The organism is Evansella clarkii (assembly GCF_002019695.1).
Lineage (GTDB): Bacteria > Bacillota > Bacilli > Bacillales > Salisediminibacteriaceae > Evansella > Evansella clarkii.
In genome coordinates this window covers 4518850-4534200 of sequence record NZ_KV917376.1, presented here as the reverse complement: position 1 = coordinate 4534200, position 15351 = coordinate 4518850, and the positions used below count along the sequence as shown (strand labels likewise).

Here is a 15351-nt window from a genome sequence, read left to right as displayed (position 1 = left end):
AACGCTTTTTTTATTTCCTGAAGAGTTGTTAAATATGCAGTTATCCCAGAGTGCCAGGCTTATGGTGCGTAATTTGATTTACGGGAAAATTACATAACTGAAAGAGGGGAAAGGTAATGAAGAAATGGTATTTATGTACTGTGCTTATTTTTACAATGATTTTTTCTGCTGCCTGCCAGACGGAAGACAACGCAGCAGAAAACAATCTTAATAATGAAAGTAACGAGGCAGGGGAAAATGCTGACAACGGAGCAGAAGATAATAGTGCAGATGAAAATAACGAAGCCGGTAACAATGATGTGAATAATGAACCTGCCGAAGAGTTACCTGCCGAAGTGGAGGATGCAAGAGGGGAAAACATCAGTCTTGAAGAAAAGCCTGAACGAGTAATTTCGATCCTCCCAAGCAATACAGAAATTATATACGCGCTGGACGCGTGGGACCAGCTTGTAGCTGTAACCAGCAACGATGATTATCCGCCGGAAGCAGGAGACCTGCCAACCGTTGGTGATATGGTAATTGATGTGGAGGCCGTTTTAGAGCAAGAGCCTGACATTGTTTTGGCAGGACTCATAAATGACCTGGATGCTGTAGGCCAAATTGAAGACGCTGGAATACCTGTTTTTGTTGCTGAAGACCCGAATGATTTTCCCGGTGTATATGAACTGATAGAGGATATCGGCCTTTTACTTGGACAGCAGGAAAACGCAGCTGAAATAGTAAACGATATGGAAGAAAGGCTGAATGCTGTAAAGGAAACCGGAGAAAGCATCAGCGAGGAAGACAGAGTTTCTGTATGGGTGGAAGTATCACCATCGCCAGATATTTTTACTACAGGAAGCGGAACTTTTATGGATGAAATACTGACAATTATTGGAGCTGAAAACGTTGCGGGTGAGGAAGATGGCTGGGTTGCTTATACAGAAGAAGATGCTGTTCTTGCAAACCCTGATGTTATTATCACAACATACGGCTCTTATACAGAAAACAGTAAAGAACAGATTCTTGAACGTTCAGCATGGCAGGATGTATCAGCCGTACAGAACGAGAGAGTTTATGATATTGAGGCGAATCTTGTTTCCAGGCAGGGGCCACGTTTAATTGAAGGAGTCGAGCAGCTTGCGGAACTCGTTTATCCGGAGTATTACGAGTAAATTAAAAAGTAAGACAGCTGTCTATGCAGGCATGGTGTTACTGCTGGCGGTGGCGTTTTTCGCCGGTATAAGTGCCGGAAGTGCAAATATAACTGCCAGGGATATATTATTCACCATTGTTTCCATTTTTCCGTGGGCTGGAACAGAGGCTCAGGTAGATCCTCTTCTTGCCCATATTATTCTGGAAATCCGCCTTCCGAGAGTATTGCTGGCAGTTTTTGTCGGGGCTTCTCTTGCAGTGGCTGGAGCCGCTTTTCAAGGACTTTTAAGGAATCCTCTGGCAGATCCTTATACTCTCGGAGCTTCTTCCGGGTCGGCTGTCGGGGCAGTTGCAGTAATATATTTTGGTCTGTCCCTGCCAATGCTTGGGATGCTGACACTGCCGGTCGTTTCTATTTCCGCAGGATTTCTCACTTTAATTCTCGTTTTAGCATTTGCAAGAATGGTACAGCGGAGTTTAGCAGTGGAAACCATCATTCTAACAGGTATTATTTTCAGTTCATTTTTAGGAGCTGTTATTTCTTTATTTATTGCACTTAGCGGAGATGAATTAAGACAGCTTATCTACTGGCTTCTTGGATCAGTCGGAATGAGAGGGTGGAATCATGTCTATATTATCATTCCTTTCTTTGCCGCCGGATTTCTGTTATTACTAATCCACTGGCGCGAACTTAACGCTTTTGTTTTTGGGGAACAGTCTGCCCATCATCTTGGGATTAATGTGGGCCGTAAAAAAGTAATGATTTTATTTGCGGCTTCACTGCTCACAGGTGCCGCGGTAGCAGTCTCCGGTACAATTGGATTTGTAGGTCTTGTAATCCCGCACTTTGTCAGGATCCTCTGGGGAGCTGACCACAAGCATCTTATTCCTCTGTCTGCCATGGCAGGCGGAGCATTTCTTGTATTTGCTGACATTATATCCAGAACGATCATTGCTCCCGGAGAACTTCCCATTGGAGTTATTACTGCAATTATAGGAGCTCCTGTGTTTGGTCTTATACTCATAAGCAAAAACCGGGGGAAGCTTGCATAGAAAGGAGGAGAGCAAATGCTTGAAGTGAATGGGTTAACTGGAGGTTATGGAGACAAACCTGTAGTGCGTAAATTGGATTTCAAAGTACAAAAGGGGACGTTTTTTGGGATACTCGGGCCTAACGGATGCGGGAAGTCCACACTGCTCAAACTTATCACAGGTGTACTGGAAAAACAGGCAGGGGAAGTAATTATTGATGGAAAGCAACTGGAAGCGTACGACAGAAAGTCACTGGCAAGAAAAATAACCCTGCTTCCGCAGCAGCCTGAAAGCTCATTTTCCTACACGGTGAAAGATGTAATCGAGATGGGAAGATATCCTCATAAAAAAGGACTTTTTCACTTTTACGATGAAACAGATGAAAGGAAAGTAAACGGAGTTATCCGTCTTCTTAATCTGGAAAAGTATGCTGCTCTCCCCCTGCCATCGTTAAGCGGCGGTGAGCAGCAAAGGGTTTACCTAGCAAGGGCGCTCGTCCAGGAACCTGCAATTCTGCTTCTCGATGAACCTACGAATCATCTGGACATTTCTTATCAAATTGAAATGATGAAACAAATTAAAGGGCTTGCAAGAGAAAAAGGGATTACAATTATTGCTGTTCTTCATGATCTTAATATGGCCAGTCTCTTCTGTGATGAAATCCTGTTAATGAGTGAAGGAGAGAAAGTTTCTCTCAGCGGACCAAAGCAAGCTCTGAGCGAGGGGAATATTTCAGGTGTATATAATACTCCACTGATGAGAAGAGATCATCCTACAACTCCCAAGCCGTTAATAACTTTCGATTTTCAGGAGAAAGGAAATTGGTCTCATAACGACGAATTAGTGTCTTATAAGGAATCAGAGGAAGTAATCACAATTTCAGCTGAAGGGTTTATGAAGACCTTGACTACTTCGGAAAAAGAAGAAGGTTTTTCCTGGGAAAAGGAATTTAAATTTGTAAAGCAGTCTCAGGAGCCTGTTATACTCCGGAGTGATGACAACTTCTTTTTTGCATCTGATAATCGACCATCGCTAAAGCGGGGGAGACTTTTGACTGATGATAACAACCAATTGCTTATCATAAAAAACAGCAGGAATGAAATTGCGGTACTTGCCATTTTTATAGATGGCTTTTTGCAGGAATCGGATTTTTTCAGACTGCTTGCCAAAATTGGCAGATGGATTGGAGAAAATCCTTATACAGAGAATAAGGAAGAGGAACCTGTTATTGTCCTGGCAGCATCGCAGCGTAAATCTGAAGAGAACCGAAGTAAAAATGCTTTAATCCTGTCCCTGAAAAAACTTATAACATATGGGATATCTCTTGAACTGAACAAGGAGGTATAGAAGTGAAAATATATACAAAAAAAGGTGACACCGGAGATACACAGTTAATTGGCAAGAGGGTAAGAAAAACAAATGAGCGGGTAGAAGCATACGGCACGCTTGATGAGCTGAACAGTTTTATTGGACTGGCAGTCGCCTCCCTTCAGGATGAGAAAATGGAAGATCTGGTAAAAGATCTTCAAAAAATCCAGCACGAGCTGTTTGACCTTGGCGGCGATCTTGCCAATGTAAGTAAAAAAACAGATGAGGAATGGGCCATTAAAGAGGATTATGTACCATATTTAGAAAAAAGGATTGACATATACACAGAAGAGTTGACCCCTTTCAGAGCTTTTATCCTGCCAGGAGGTTCTACTGCCGCTGCTAATCTCCACGTATGCCGGACGGTTGCAAGAAGAGGGGAACGGAATATTCTGCGGATTAACGATGAATATGAGATTCCTCCGGCAGCTGTGAAGTACCTTAACCGTCTGTCTGACTTTTTCTTTACTGCGGCCAGAACTGTGAATGAAAGATATGGGAAAGAGGATATTCTGTATAAGCGGAATAGCTGATTTTTTTGTAGAGAATGAACAGGTCTGGCACAAGAGATCCGATCAAAAGTACACTCCCTATGTGTGTGATTAATGTGCTGGCCAAACGTTTATAAGGTAAATTAACTGACAAAAACGCCTGGATAATAAATCCAGGCGTTTTTGTGTGCTATTTTGGCTCTAAACTATTTGTTGGGGTCTTTAGAAAATTTAGTGAGCATAAAAAAACACGCAAGCTCCTATATCTTTTACACTTGAATTGACTAGAAACAAGAAAAAAGATAGGAGTTGCGTGCAACATGTATTTTAACACTATTTTACCTGGATTAGAAGATGTGACAATCACAAAAACAGAGACAGTTGAAGATTCATTCCATCTCCATGTAGAGCTGAAGGTGACACATCATCGTTGTCCAGCCTGTGGCGAGAAAACGAAACGTGTGCATGATTACCGGATCCAGAAGATTAAACACCTGAAGATATTTGAAAGAATCTCTTATTTGTTCTACAGGAAGCGTCGCTATAAATGCACTTGCGGAAAGAGGTTTCCGGAAAAAACCCATATCGTTGAACGTTATCAGCGTCATTCGGCTGAATGGAATCAGGCGATGGGGCTGCGTGTAATACAGGGGAAGAATTTCAAGGATACCGCCCTGCAGTTTCACACTTCACCATCTACAGCTATCAGACGGTTCGACTCGCTTTCTGCCCCGATGTTAAAAGAAGTGAAACAACTGCCGGAAGTAATCGCGATTGATGAGTATAAGGGTGATACCAATAAAGGGAAGTATCAAGTGATCATTGCCAATGGTGAGACAGGGGAGCCACTGGACATTTTGCCTGACCGATCCGTAAGGACCGTCAAGAATTACCTTCGGAAAAAAGGGACAAATGTGAAAGTGGTCGTTATGGATATGAGCTACTCCTTCAAGTCGGCTGTAGAAAAATCGCTTGGTAATCCTGTTATTGTGGCAGATCGGTTCCACTTCTGCCGTTACATTTTCTGGGCACTGGACCGGGTACGGAGAAGGGTCCAAAAGGATTTTCATGAGTATGACCGTAAAAAATGCAAGCGAATGAAACATGTATTTAACAAACGATATGAGGAATTAACGGACAAGCAGCTCTGGTATCTGGAGAGGTACCTTCACCTGTCTGATGAATTGAAGGAAGCTTACAGGCTCAAAGAGGCATTTCGTTCCTGGTTTGATGAGGCCAAAAAGACAGGGCCTAAAGATGGGTTTAAAGTAAAACGTGGCCTTTACAGCTTTTATCACCAGGTGGAACAGTCCGGGATGAAAGAATTTATTAAAGCAATTGAAACGCTAAAGAACTGGCAGACGGAAATCATGAATAGCTTTACCTTTGGATATACCAACGGTCCTATTGAAGGGTTGAATAACCAAACAAAAGTAATTAAACGAAACGGGTTCGGTTTTAGGAGGTACGATCGCTTACGCCTTCGTGTGTTATTACATCACCAATTAAAAGGACAAACAATTCGAGTGGGATAAAGGGGCAGGAGATTATCTCCCACCCCCAACATTTGACTTAGAACCGCTATTTTTAACCTTTTTTCTATACAAGTATTTCAATGTCAGCTTCTTCTCTGAGCTCTTCGAGATACTTCAGCTGTTTCAGATGGAGCTCTATTTCTTCCTGCTCCTCCTCCAACTCACCTATTGTCTCATCCTGAAGCTGGAGCTGTTCATAATATTCCAGTACTTCTTCCTCACTGACTTCAAGTTCCGATTCATCCAGGTGATCAAGTGTCAGCAGTTCTTCTCTTCTGAGCTCTGCCTCAATTTCACTCCGGAGCAGTTCTTCTGTGTAGTTTTGCTGTTGAAGGGCAGCTTCATAATCTTCCTCAGATGGGAACTGAGCAATGATCTGTTCCAGCTGGGCGTCTACTTCTTCAGTATCTACTGTAATCTCCTGGCGTTCTGCTTCCTGCACTAATATTTCATTGGTTATCATCTGATTAAGAAGCTCGTCACGAAGCATATGCACCATTTCCTCGTTTTCCTCATCTTCAGGGTCTAATCCCCACATGGCTAGTCTTTGATGGAGCATTTCATCCAGTTCATTTACAGTTATTTCTTCACCGTTTACACGGGCAGCGGCTTCTTCACTTCCCTCATCGGTTTCATTATCTGTTTCAGGAGCTGCTTCCTCATTTCCTGTGTTTTCATCAACAGGCGTGTTTCCGGCTCCGTTATCATTATTATCTCCGCAAGCGGAAATAATCAGAACGGCTGCAGCTGAAAGTGCGAGCAGACCTTTTCCTTTTAAATTAAGCATTCGTGCTTCCACCTTTCTGGTTACTCATTGTATACATTTGGACTAGTACCCACTTTACCATAAATTTAAAATCCATTTCAAACCAACTTGAATTATGAGAGGATCAGTAACATCCGCAATAGTTTCCGCGCTCATCATTAATTTTATTGGGTAATCCATGTTATGATTAAGGAAAAATGGAGGGGAAGACATGCGGACTGATTACCATAATCACCTGGAGAAAGGAACATTGACTTTTGATTACTTGCTAAAATTTTTAAAAGAAGCTGAAAAAAAAGGAATTGAGGAATTTGGTATATCTGAACATGCCTACCATTTTTATGAGACAGAGAACATACTAAGCAATCCATGGGTGAATGATCGAAGATGGTATAAAATGGAGGAATATGTAAGCTTGTTTAAAGAGGCGAAGGAAAAAGGATATAATGTAAAAATGTCTATAGAAATGGACTACACTCCAGGCAAGCATAAAGAAATGGCTGAATTTATTAACTCTTATCATTTTGATTATGTAATAGGAAGTGTACACTGGAATGGTGATTTTGGCGTTGATCTTGCAGAATTCAGAGCGGAGTGGGAGAAAAGAGATCTGAAAAAAATTTATTCCGAATATTATGATCAGATCGTAACTCTTGCCCAGTCTAATTTGTTTGATATTGTGGGCCATCTCGACCTGGTGAAAATCTTTCGTTACATACCGGAGGATCGGGATTTTCTCTTGGAACAATATGAAAGGGCTACAGACGCCCTTGCAGCTTCAGATACATGTATTGAACTGAGTACCGCCGGTTTAAGGAAACCCGCAGGAGAAATGTATCCTCACCCGGATTTATTAAAAATGTGCTTTAAAAAAGGTATCCCCCTCGTGCTTTCATCTGATGCCCACGAACCGGAGCATGTAGGTTATGAGTATGATAAAGCAGTAAGTTTAGCAAAGGAAGCAGGCTATACTAAAGTTACTGTGTTTAATCAGAGGGAGAGGTCGACCGCTCCGCTTGATTAAATAACAGTGCAGGAAAAAAACAAGTACAGCTGCATGGAGGGACCATGCAGCTGTAAATATTATCTTTCATTTACAGACAGTTCCAGAGGAGATACTGAGTAAATTTCTTCAATTGTGCGGAAGCTTTCGATCACTTCGCGGTCACAGACTTTATCTATGGCAAGAAGCATAATAGCACGGCCACCCTCACTTCTTCTCCCTACCTGCATTGTCCCAATGTTAATCCCGTGTGTGCCAAGGAGCTGCCCGACTTTTCCGATAACCCCAGGCTGATCATTATGCTGGATAAAAAGATTGTGCTTTTGTGGCTGGAAATCTATTTGAAAATCATTCAGCTGGATGATCCTTGCTCCGAATTCCTTGTGGTAAGTACCATAAATACTCACCCCTGAAAACTCGCCTGATAAATCGGCCTGTATCAAATTTGAATAACCTTTCGAGTCGTTGAGATGTTTTTCACTTACCTGGATGCCTCTTTCTTTTGCTATGAGAGGGGCGTTAACCTCGTTTACATAACTGTCAATCTGGTTTTCAAAAAATCCGCACAGAAAACTTCTGTTAAAAAAGTTTGTATTCTGATGGGAGATCTCTCCGGCATAAGAAAGGTCTATCTGCTTTACTGGCCCCTCTGACAGCTGTGTTCCAATTTCCCCCATGGTTTTTGTTAATTTATAAACCGGGAGATATTGTTCGTAATCCCCTTGCTCAAAATACGGAAGATTAACTGCATGAATTGCCGGCTGGCCTTCAAGAAACTGGGCGACCTCCTGAGACACCTGCTCTGCCACGTGAAGCTGGGCTTCCGTAGTTGAGGCAGCTATGTGGGGGGTGGTAATTACCTGCGGAAACTTAGAAAGCGGGTGATTAACAGCTGGCTCTTTTTCATAAACGTCAATAGCAGCTCCTCTTACATGTCCTTCAGATAAAGCAGCTTCAAGAGCCTTTTCATCTATAATGCCGCCTCTTGCACAGTTTAATATATACACTCCGCTTTTCATCCTTTTAAAAGCAGCCTCATTAATTATTCCTTTTGTGTCTTTTGTAAGCGGGGTATGGACAGTAATAATATCACTTTCTTCAAGGAGTTTTTCCAGTGCTGAAGCTTTTACTTTATGCTTATCTGCTCTTTCATTAGTCAGAAAAGGATCATAGGCAAGAACCTTCATCTGAAAGGCGTTTGCCCTTTTCGCCAGCTCTGTGCCAATTCTTCCAAAACCTATTATTCCGATTGTTTTACCAAAAAGTTCAGTTCCCTGAAAGCTTTTTCTTTCCCATTTCCCCTGCTTCATAGAAGCATCTGCCTGCGGGATATTCCGGAGAAGCGATATCATCATAGCAAAAGTATGTTCCGCCGTGGAAATCGTATTACCTTCAGGAGCATTTACTACAACAACCCCTCGTTTTGTAGCCGCATTCAAGTCTATATTATCCGTTCCTACACCAGCCCTGCCAATGATTTTAAGGTTTTCCATCTGCTCTAAGTATTCTTTTGTAACCTGGGTGGCGCTTCTGATAAGCAACGCATCAATTTGCTTCAATGGAAGTGAGGTGCTTGTGAGAGGCTCAAAAACCAGTTTAATTGACTCGTTCCTGAATAACGGCTGCAGTCCTTCCTCACTAATCTGATCTGAAATTAATACGGTAAATGTCCTCTGTTCAATCTTGTCTTTAACTTTCATAACTCCGCCTCCGTTTTTAATTTTCTTTTTAGTGACAATCATACCATGAAGACAGAACTTTCACACGGTAACGTTATCGGAAAATTTATTTTTTTCTTAATTGAATAATTATGCTGTGAAAATTATAATTGAACCAATAAAAAATAGGAGGGCTACACATGAAAAAACCAAATCACACGATACACAGCCATTGCCATCATAATGTATGGGATAACAGCCTTGAACCAGCACTCTCAGTAACTCCCGGGAAAAGCGTGTACTTTGAGGTAATAGACTCGTCAGGGGGGCAGCTGTCTCCTTCATCTGATGTATCAGATGTAAAGAACCTGGATTTCAGCAAAGTGAATCCCGTGACTGGGCCTGTATACATTGAAGGAGCAAAACAGGGGGACACCCTGGAAGTGGAAATTGAAGGATTTGGTCCTCAAAGCTGGGGGTGGACAGCAATTATTCCCGGGTTCGGTCTGCTGAGTGAGGAATTTTCCGAACCATTTCTTAAAATATGGGACTTAAAGAAAAATACTCACGCTGAGTTCCTGCCTGGAATTGAAATACCTGTGAATCCCTTTCCTGGAACGATTGGTACTGCTCTGCAGGAACCTGGTGAACATAGTGTAGTGCCACCTCGCCAGAATGGAGGAAATATGGATATAAGGCATTTGACGAAAGGAACTAAACTATACTTGCCAGTATGGGTAGAGGGGGCTCTTTTTTCTGTCGGAGATACTCATGCGGCCCAGGGGGATGGAGAAGTGTGCGGAACAGCTATTGAAGCCCCGATGGACATTCAGCTGAAGTTTAAAGTTCATAAAGGGAAACAGATAAAGGAACCCCAATTTGTTACGCCAGGCCCTCTCGCTCAGGGGAACGGAGAGAAAGGCTATTATGTCACTACAGGTTTCAGTCCCGATCTGATGGAAGCTACCAAAAAGTCCATAAGCTACATGATTGAGCATCTAATCTCTCAATATGGGCTCAGTGATCAGGAAGCATATGCTCTTTGCAGTGTGGCTGTGGATTTAAAGATCAGTGAAGTCGTAGATGTACCGAACTATTTAGTTTCCGCCTGCCTGCCGCTGAATATTTTTAAATAACATAGCCATCCATGCCAGCGGAACACGAACGTATATTTCTGCAGAGTACCTATTTATTTGTTCTGCCCCTCATTCGTTTTTTCTTTAGTGAATTCCAGCCTCTTCTTTTTTGCCGTAAAGAAAACTAAATAGTATTGCAGCTATTGACAAATACCGGTAAACTCAAGAAGAGGGGAAATCGAATGATCTAATTTTGTAAACGGACTATGTAGGTCTCGTTACTCAGCATACTGGGGGGGTCCAAATGAAAGACTGGAAGAACCATCTGAAAGAAATGCCTTTTTTTGAAGGGCTTACAAATGATGAGCTGGAGCCGGTTCTGACAATGAGCAGAATAAGGCAGCTTAAAGATAAAGAAGTCCTCTTTTGGGAAGGGGAGCCGAAGACCCACATTTATGTACTGGGGGAAGGGACAATCCTTATAAGTAAGCTCACAGAAACAGGGGAGGAAAGCTTGATAAATGTTCTTGGTGAGGGAGAAATTTTCCCTCACTCAGGTTTTTTTGGCTCTTCTGTGTATCCTGGAACTGCGACAGCAAAGAAGAATGTGACCGTGCTGGCTATTCCTGTTGACTCTTTTGAGAAATTAATTGAGAGTAACCCTGAAATTGCGATAAGAATCATCCAGGTAATGAATAAAAAGATTTTTTACCTGCAGAAAAAGCTGAACGAAATCCTGTCCTTAAATGTAGAATCACGGCTTAAAGGAGCCCTGGCTCATTTGCAGGATACCCAGGGGGATGTTATCCGACTAACACATCAGGAAATGGGAAATATAATAGGTTCTACAAGAGAAACTGTCAGCAGACAGCTGAAAAAATGGGAGAAGCAAGACCTGGTTGAGGTAAAAAAAGACAGAGTTATTCTGAAGGAGGATTTCGAGAGTCTTGGATAAGCTGTTTAAGAGTGTAAAAAACTTAACTGGCAGCTTTAGACGATTAAAAAGGGAAGACCACCGATAACTAACCGGTGGTCATTGTTTATGTGTTTTATTCAAACTTTAAAGCGTCTCCTTCGAATGGCTCGTCAGCGACTTTAATGGAGTCTGTCGGGCAACCTTCGTGAGCGTCTTCCAAATCTTCGTAAAGCTCTTCCGGAACCTCAGTGTTTCCCTCATTGTCATCAAGAATCACAAATGCGATCCCATCATCATCGTAATCATAAATATCTGGTGCTGCAGCTCCACATGCGCCACAAGCAATACATGTGTCTTTGTCTACGATTGTGTACTTTGCCATAACAAAAAACCTCCCATAAATTAAAAATAGAATATAAATTAATAGTCCCTTTGTTCTCTCTGTTTATTCTAAAAGGGGAAAAGATATTCCTTCTTTTGTGAAGAAAGTTCTTTCATATTTTATTGTAAAGGTTATAAACTTACATTTCAATATAAAATTAGACTGCACAGTTTCCCGCCGCTGGCCGCACAAATCCTAAGTCTTCATAATAACACTGGTCCACTTTGGCAGAGAATGGTATTCACAGGACAAGTAACCGATAGATACCACTGCAGAAGTACTTTAGTAGCTTGGTCTGCAGCCAGTCACTTATAATAAAATAAATGGTTCGAAGGGGTAAAAAAATGAGCTGTTTAGAATGGATTATTTTAACTTTAATAAACAGAGTGAACGGACAGCGCACCTCCGGAGGAGTATACCACTTGCTGACAGGCAAACGCTCTGCTCAGACTATACAGGATGCCCGTTTATTCGACTGTTATAAAATAGCAGGTTCAGTTAAAAACCTCAGCAGAGAAAGATTTGAAGATTCAGTTTCTCTTATGCTCAAAAAAGGTTTTTTGTCTGAATCAGAAGGGAATTATTATTTGCTTACAAGCAAGGGCAAAGAAGTCCTGCAAACACTTGATAAGAAATATAAGCTCCCGGCTTATTTTAATGGTGGTAAATACGAATGGTCTGGCCTGGCTCCTGTGTACTGGGAACGATTTTCTTTATTTTTCCAGACACTCGCTTCATTTGCTGTAAACGAAAAACAGTTTATACCTGTAAGTTACAGACTGGATACTCAAAGGTGGGTTAAACAGAGAATCAGGGAGCTGCAACAGCCAGCTGCAACGGCAAGTGAACAGTTATACAATGAACTGGTCGAGTTTTTACACCAGCTGCCTGAGAGAGAGGCTGAACTGTTTGTTTCCAGACTGACTGCCCCGGGCCATACAGGCAGGACATTTGATCAGTTATCTTATATGTATGCAGGTGATCCGTTGTATACTAAACTTTTTTTCCAGTCCGTCCTTCATCTGCTGATAAAGAATACAGGGGAAAACCCGGGCAAGTATCCGTTCCTTCATACTTTTGCAGAGATAAAAAAAGGGAAGCAGATATTAACTGCTTCGGCAGAAGAAACAAATAAGCTTCTTAAAAAAGGGAAAACACTGGAAGAAATAATGGGGATAAGAGGTCTGAAGCGGAGTACAATTGAAGACCATATTATTGAAATTGCGATTTATGATAAGGAAAATATTAGTAATCATTTAATAAATGAAGAAGAGGCATCAGTTATTTTGCGGGCTGCTGAAGAGACTGGTTCAAAGCGGCTTAAGCAAATAAAGGACAAACTGGGTGGGAAATACTCTTATTTTCAGATCAGGCTGGCACTGGCAAGGCAGAGGGAGAGATAATATGAATCTTGAGCAAATACTGCAGGAGAAATTCGGCCATACTGAATTTCGCACTGGACAGAAGGAAATTATCCAGTCAGTACTTGAAAAAAGAAATGTACTGGCGGTGCTTCCAACAGGAGCCGGAAAAACATTATGCTATCATTTCCCTTCCAGACTGATTGACGGAATGACAATCGTTGTTTCACCGCTATTGTCCTTAATGGAAGACCAGGTTCATCAGCTCCGGGCAAAAGGGGATAAGAATGTGCTTCAGCTGAACGGAATGCTCACATTTGAAGAAAGGAAGCATGTCCTGAATGAAATCAATGCAGATACAATGCTGTTTTTATCTCCGGAAATGCTTGCCAACAGAAAGTTACTGCAAAGATTGGCCTCAATAAAAAACGGCTTATTTGTTGTAGATGAGGCGCACTGCATTTCACAGTGGGGACATGAATTCAGAACAGATTATCTAAGGCTGAAGGAAGTGATAAAATTTCTCGGAAACCCATCATGCCTTGCGTTAACAGCAACAGCAACTAATAAGGTAGAAAAAGATATTATAGGCCAGCTTGAAATGGACGACCCAGTTATACACCGATATTCAGTAAACAGGGAGCATATTAAATTTTTTGTCCATAAAGCAGAAACAAAACAGCTAAAACTGGAGTATCTCAAAAACTGTCTGAAAACGCTGGAAAAGCCAGCCATCATTTATGCTCCTACAAGAAGCGATACAATAAGTCTGTCCCGGTATATTGAATCATTGAATGCCGGATTAACTGCTTATTATCATGGAGGTATGTCAAAGGAGGACAGGCTGCTGGTCCAGCATCAGTTTTTAAATAACGAGCTTGATATTATTTGTGCAACAAGTGCTTTTGGGATGGGAATCAATAAGCCGGATATTCGTACGGTTATTCATATGCATCTTCCCCCGTCCGCAGAGCAGTTTGTACAGGAGGCCGGCCGGGCTGGAAGAGACGAAGCTGAAAGTGCTGCTGTAATTATTTATACAGACGAAGACAAATATATTCCATTGTCTTTTATTGATCTGGAGTTTCCTGAGGAACAAGAACTGAAGGTATGGCTAAGAACACTCAAGCAGCTCGGGCAAAACAATGTGTCCCTTCCTGGAGACGGAGAAATGAGTAAGATTCTGCAAGCTGAGGAACCACAGTGGAAAATGCTGAAGTTTTATCTTGAGAAAGAAAATATAATATCCGGCCCGGTTATAAATGAGAGGGGTATTAGTGAACAGCTGTTTAATAAATTAAACAGACAGTTTTCTTACAGAAAGCTGGAAAAGGAAAGGAAATTTGAGGACATGGAAAGCCTTGTTCAGGGAAAGACATGCATTCGCGCGGGCATATTAAGATACTTTGACGAAGAAAAAGAAGCAGGGATTGAAAAATGCTGCTCTGCTTGCGGTCTGTCCATTAACGATGTTTTTTCAGGGAACAAAAACATGCAAGAAAACAGACGGCTGCCAATTGAACAAAACGGCTGGAAAGAAGAGCTTGCCCAAATGCTGATAGGGCCTAAACGGAGGACGATTAGGTGACAAAACAGTCAGAAATAATCAAACACCTCTCAGACAGAGAGCTGGTGCTGAATCTGTATATCACCCAGTTCATTATGCTTCTGGCTGCTCTTATTCTCAGCAGGTTTATCTTTGAAAGCTGGTTTTACCCGTTTACTCTGATTTCCTGGAATCTAAATCATCTGTTAATTGGCGCCGGTGCTGGTCTGTTTATAGTCCTTATAGAACTTGCTGCTGTAAGGTATCTCCCCAAAAGCTGGTTTGATGACGGAGGAATAAATGAGAGAATGTTTAAAAACCGGTCGCCATATCACATTGTTTTTCTCTCTTTTGTCATTGGTTTTTCTGAAGAACTACTTTTTCGTGGTGTCCTTCAGACAAGCATAGGTTTTATTCCTGCTTCATTAATTTTTGCACTCATTCATTTCCGGTATCTCGATAATTTCTTCTTGTTTTCATTTACTGTAGGAATGAGTTTTTTTCTCGGATATTTGTTTCTGGTGACCGGCAATCTTCTGACGGTAATATTATGCCATATGGTCATTGATATGTTGCTGGGAGGGTGTATCAGATACGGACTCTTAGATAAAATAAGAAAAACGGCAGTGTAAATTCAGCAATTCACTTATTTTTATCAGGCTATGTCAAACTTTAACAGGCTTATGTTAAAATAAGCATATAAATCTACTTTAAGAGGTGGGGAAATGGCCGAACACTCTCCTTATTCACAGAATGCCGGACCAGAAGAAGAGAATAATGAAACAGCTGAGAAAAACTCCGACCTTCCGAACAGAAAATACAAGGAAGAGGACGAGGGCAATCTGCTTGAACTGCCTCCGAGAAGCAGAGTCCACCGCCGGAGAAAACAAAGAGAAACAGAAAGCAACCGAAAAAAAGCAAACTTTGCTGCAAAAAAAGAAAGCACGCGGTTTCCTCTCGTGCGGATACTTTTTATCCTTTTCTTTTTAATAGTCGGCGCAACGATTACATATCCACTCTGGATAGAAATCCTGTAAAAAGTAAGCTGATATAAAAATAAAGGTAAACCTGTCCAGTCTCCCG

Annotated in this window: 15 protein-coding genes; 12 read left to right on the top strand and 3 right to left on the bottom strand. The window is 41.7% G+C overall.

The window, feature by feature from the left end; genetic code table 11:
* Window positions 1-116: 116 nt before the first annotated feature.
* The 5 genes from BK582_RS21310 (at window position 117) to BK582_RS21290 (ending at window position 5560) form a co-directional block, all read left to right on the top strand.
* Window positions 117-1154, top strand: a complete 1038-nt coding sequence (locus tag BK582_RS21310; protein WP_078596961.1) for an ABC transporter substrate-binding protein — start codon at window positions 117-119, stop codon at window positions 1152-1154.
* Window positions 1120-2187 (top strand): FecCD family ABC transporter permease, encoded by a 1068-nt coding sequence (locus BK582_RS21305; RefSeq protein ID WP_244895453.1) that lies wholly within the window; start codon window positions 1120-1122, stop codon window positions 2185-2187. Before BK582_RS21310 ends, BK582_RS21305 begins: the two co-directional genes overlap by 35 nt.
* 15 nt (window positions 2188-2202) lie before the next feature.
* Window positions 2203-3513, top strand: a complete 1311-nt coding sequence (locus BK582_RS21300; RefSeq protein WP_078596960.1) for an ABC transporter ATP-binding protein — start codon at window positions 2203-2205, stop codon at window positions 3511-3513.
* A 2-nt stretch (window positions 3514-3515) separates the two neighbouring features.
* Window positions 3516-4067 carry a cob(I)yrinic acid a,c-diamide adenosyltransferase gene (locus BK582_RS21295; RefSeq protein WP_078596959.1) on the top strand — a complete coding sequence of 184 codons (552 nt, stop codon included), beginning with the start codon at window positions 3516-3518 and terminating at the stop codon, window positions 4065-4067.
* 278 nt (window positions 4068-4345) lie between these two features.
* Window positions 4346-5560 (top strand): ISL3 family transposase, encoded by a 1215-nt coding sequence (locus tag BK582_RS21290; protein WP_078592795.1) that lies wholly within the window; start codon window positions 4346-4348, stop codon window positions 5558-5560.
* 64 nt (window positions 5561-5624) lie between these two features.
* Here the strand turns inward: BK582_RS21290 and BK582_RS21285 are convergent, their stop codons facing one another.
* Entirely contained in the window at window positions 5625-6347 is a 723-nt protein-coding gene (locus BK582_RS21285) for a SurA N-terminal domain-containing protein (protein WP_078596958.1), read from the bottom strand.
* Window positions 6348-6537: 190 nt separating this feature from the next.
* Here BK582_RS21285 and BK582_RS21280 point away from each other — a divergent pair, with 190 nt between their 5' ends.
* The gene (locus BK582_RS21280; protein WP_078596957.1) at window positions 6538-7350 is read left to right on the top strand and encodes a histidinol-phosphatase; all 813 of its coding nucleotides are present in this window, start codon (window positions 6538-6540) and stop codon (window positions 7348-7350) included.
* A 59-nt stretch (window positions 7351-7409) separates the two neighbouring features.
* On the opposite strand, the gene serA is transcribed toward BK582_RS21280, so the two are convergent.
* Complete coding sequence (gene serA / locus BK582_RS21275) at window positions 7410-9029, bottom strand: phosphoglycerate dehydrogenase (protein WP_078596956.1); 1620 nt, start codon at window positions 9027-9029, stop codon at window positions 7410-7412.
* A gap of 158 nt (window positions 9030-9187) precedes the next feature.
* Between serA and BK582_RS21270 the strand changes: the two genes are divergently transcribed.
* Complete coding sequence (locus BK582_RS21270; RefSeq protein WP_078596955.1) at window positions 9188-10123, top strand: acetamidase/formamidase family protein; 936 nt, start codon at window positions 9188-9190, stop codon at window positions 10121-10123.
* A gap of 244 nt (window positions 10124-10367) precedes the next feature.
* Window positions 10368-11018: a Crp/Fnr family transcriptional regulator gene (locus tag BK582_RS21265; protein WP_078596954.1), complete on the top strand. Its 651-nt coding sequence runs from the start codon at window positions 10368-10370 to the stop codon at window positions 11016-11018.
* 94 nt (window positions 11019-11112) lie between these two features.
* On the opposite strand, the gene BK582_RS21260 is transcribed toward BK582_RS21265, so the two are convergent.
* The gene (locus BK582_RS21260; protein ID WP_078596953.1) at window positions 11113-11361 is read right to left on the bottom strand and encodes a 4Fe-4S domain-containing protein; all 249 of its coding nucleotides are present in this window, start codon (window positions 11359-11361) and stop codon (window positions 11113-11115) included.
* A gap of 344 nt (window positions 11362-11705) precedes the next feature.
* Between BK582_RS21260 and BK582_RS21255 the strand changes: the two genes are divergently transcribed.
* The 4 genes from BK582_RS21255 to BK582_RS21240 all read left to right on the top strand — a co-directional run bounded on the left by BK582_RS21255 (window position 11706) and on the right by BK582_RS21240 (window position 15305).
* Window positions 11706-12764 carry a YpbB family protein gene (locus tag BK582_RS21255; RefSeq protein ID WP_169911187.1) on the top strand — a complete coding sequence of 353 codons (1059 nt, stop codon included), beginning with the start codon at window positions 11706-11708 and terminating at the stop codon, window positions 12762-12764.
* Window position 12765: 1 nt separating this feature from the next.
* Window positions 12766-14310: a RecQ family ATP-dependent DNA helicase gene (locus tag BK582_RS21250; protein WP_078596951.1), complete on the top strand. Its 1545-nt coding sequence runs from the start codon at window positions 12766-12768 to the stop codon at window positions 14308-14310.
* Window positions 14307-14900 carry a CPBP family intramembrane glutamic endopeptidase gene (locus BK582_RS21245; RefSeq protein ID WP_078596950.1) on the top strand — a complete coding sequence of 198 codons (594 nt, stop codon included), beginning with the start codon at window positions 14307-14309 and terminating at the stop codon, window positions 14898-14900. Before BK582_RS21250 ends, BK582_RS21245 begins: the two co-directional genes overlap by 4 nt.
* A gap of 93 nt (window positions 14901-14993) precedes the next feature.
* Entirely contained in the window at window positions 14994-15305 is a 312-nt protein-coding gene (locus BK582_RS21240; RefSeq protein ID WP_078596949.1) for a hypothetical protein, read from the top strand.
* Window positions 15306-15351 lie beyond the last annotated feature (46 nt).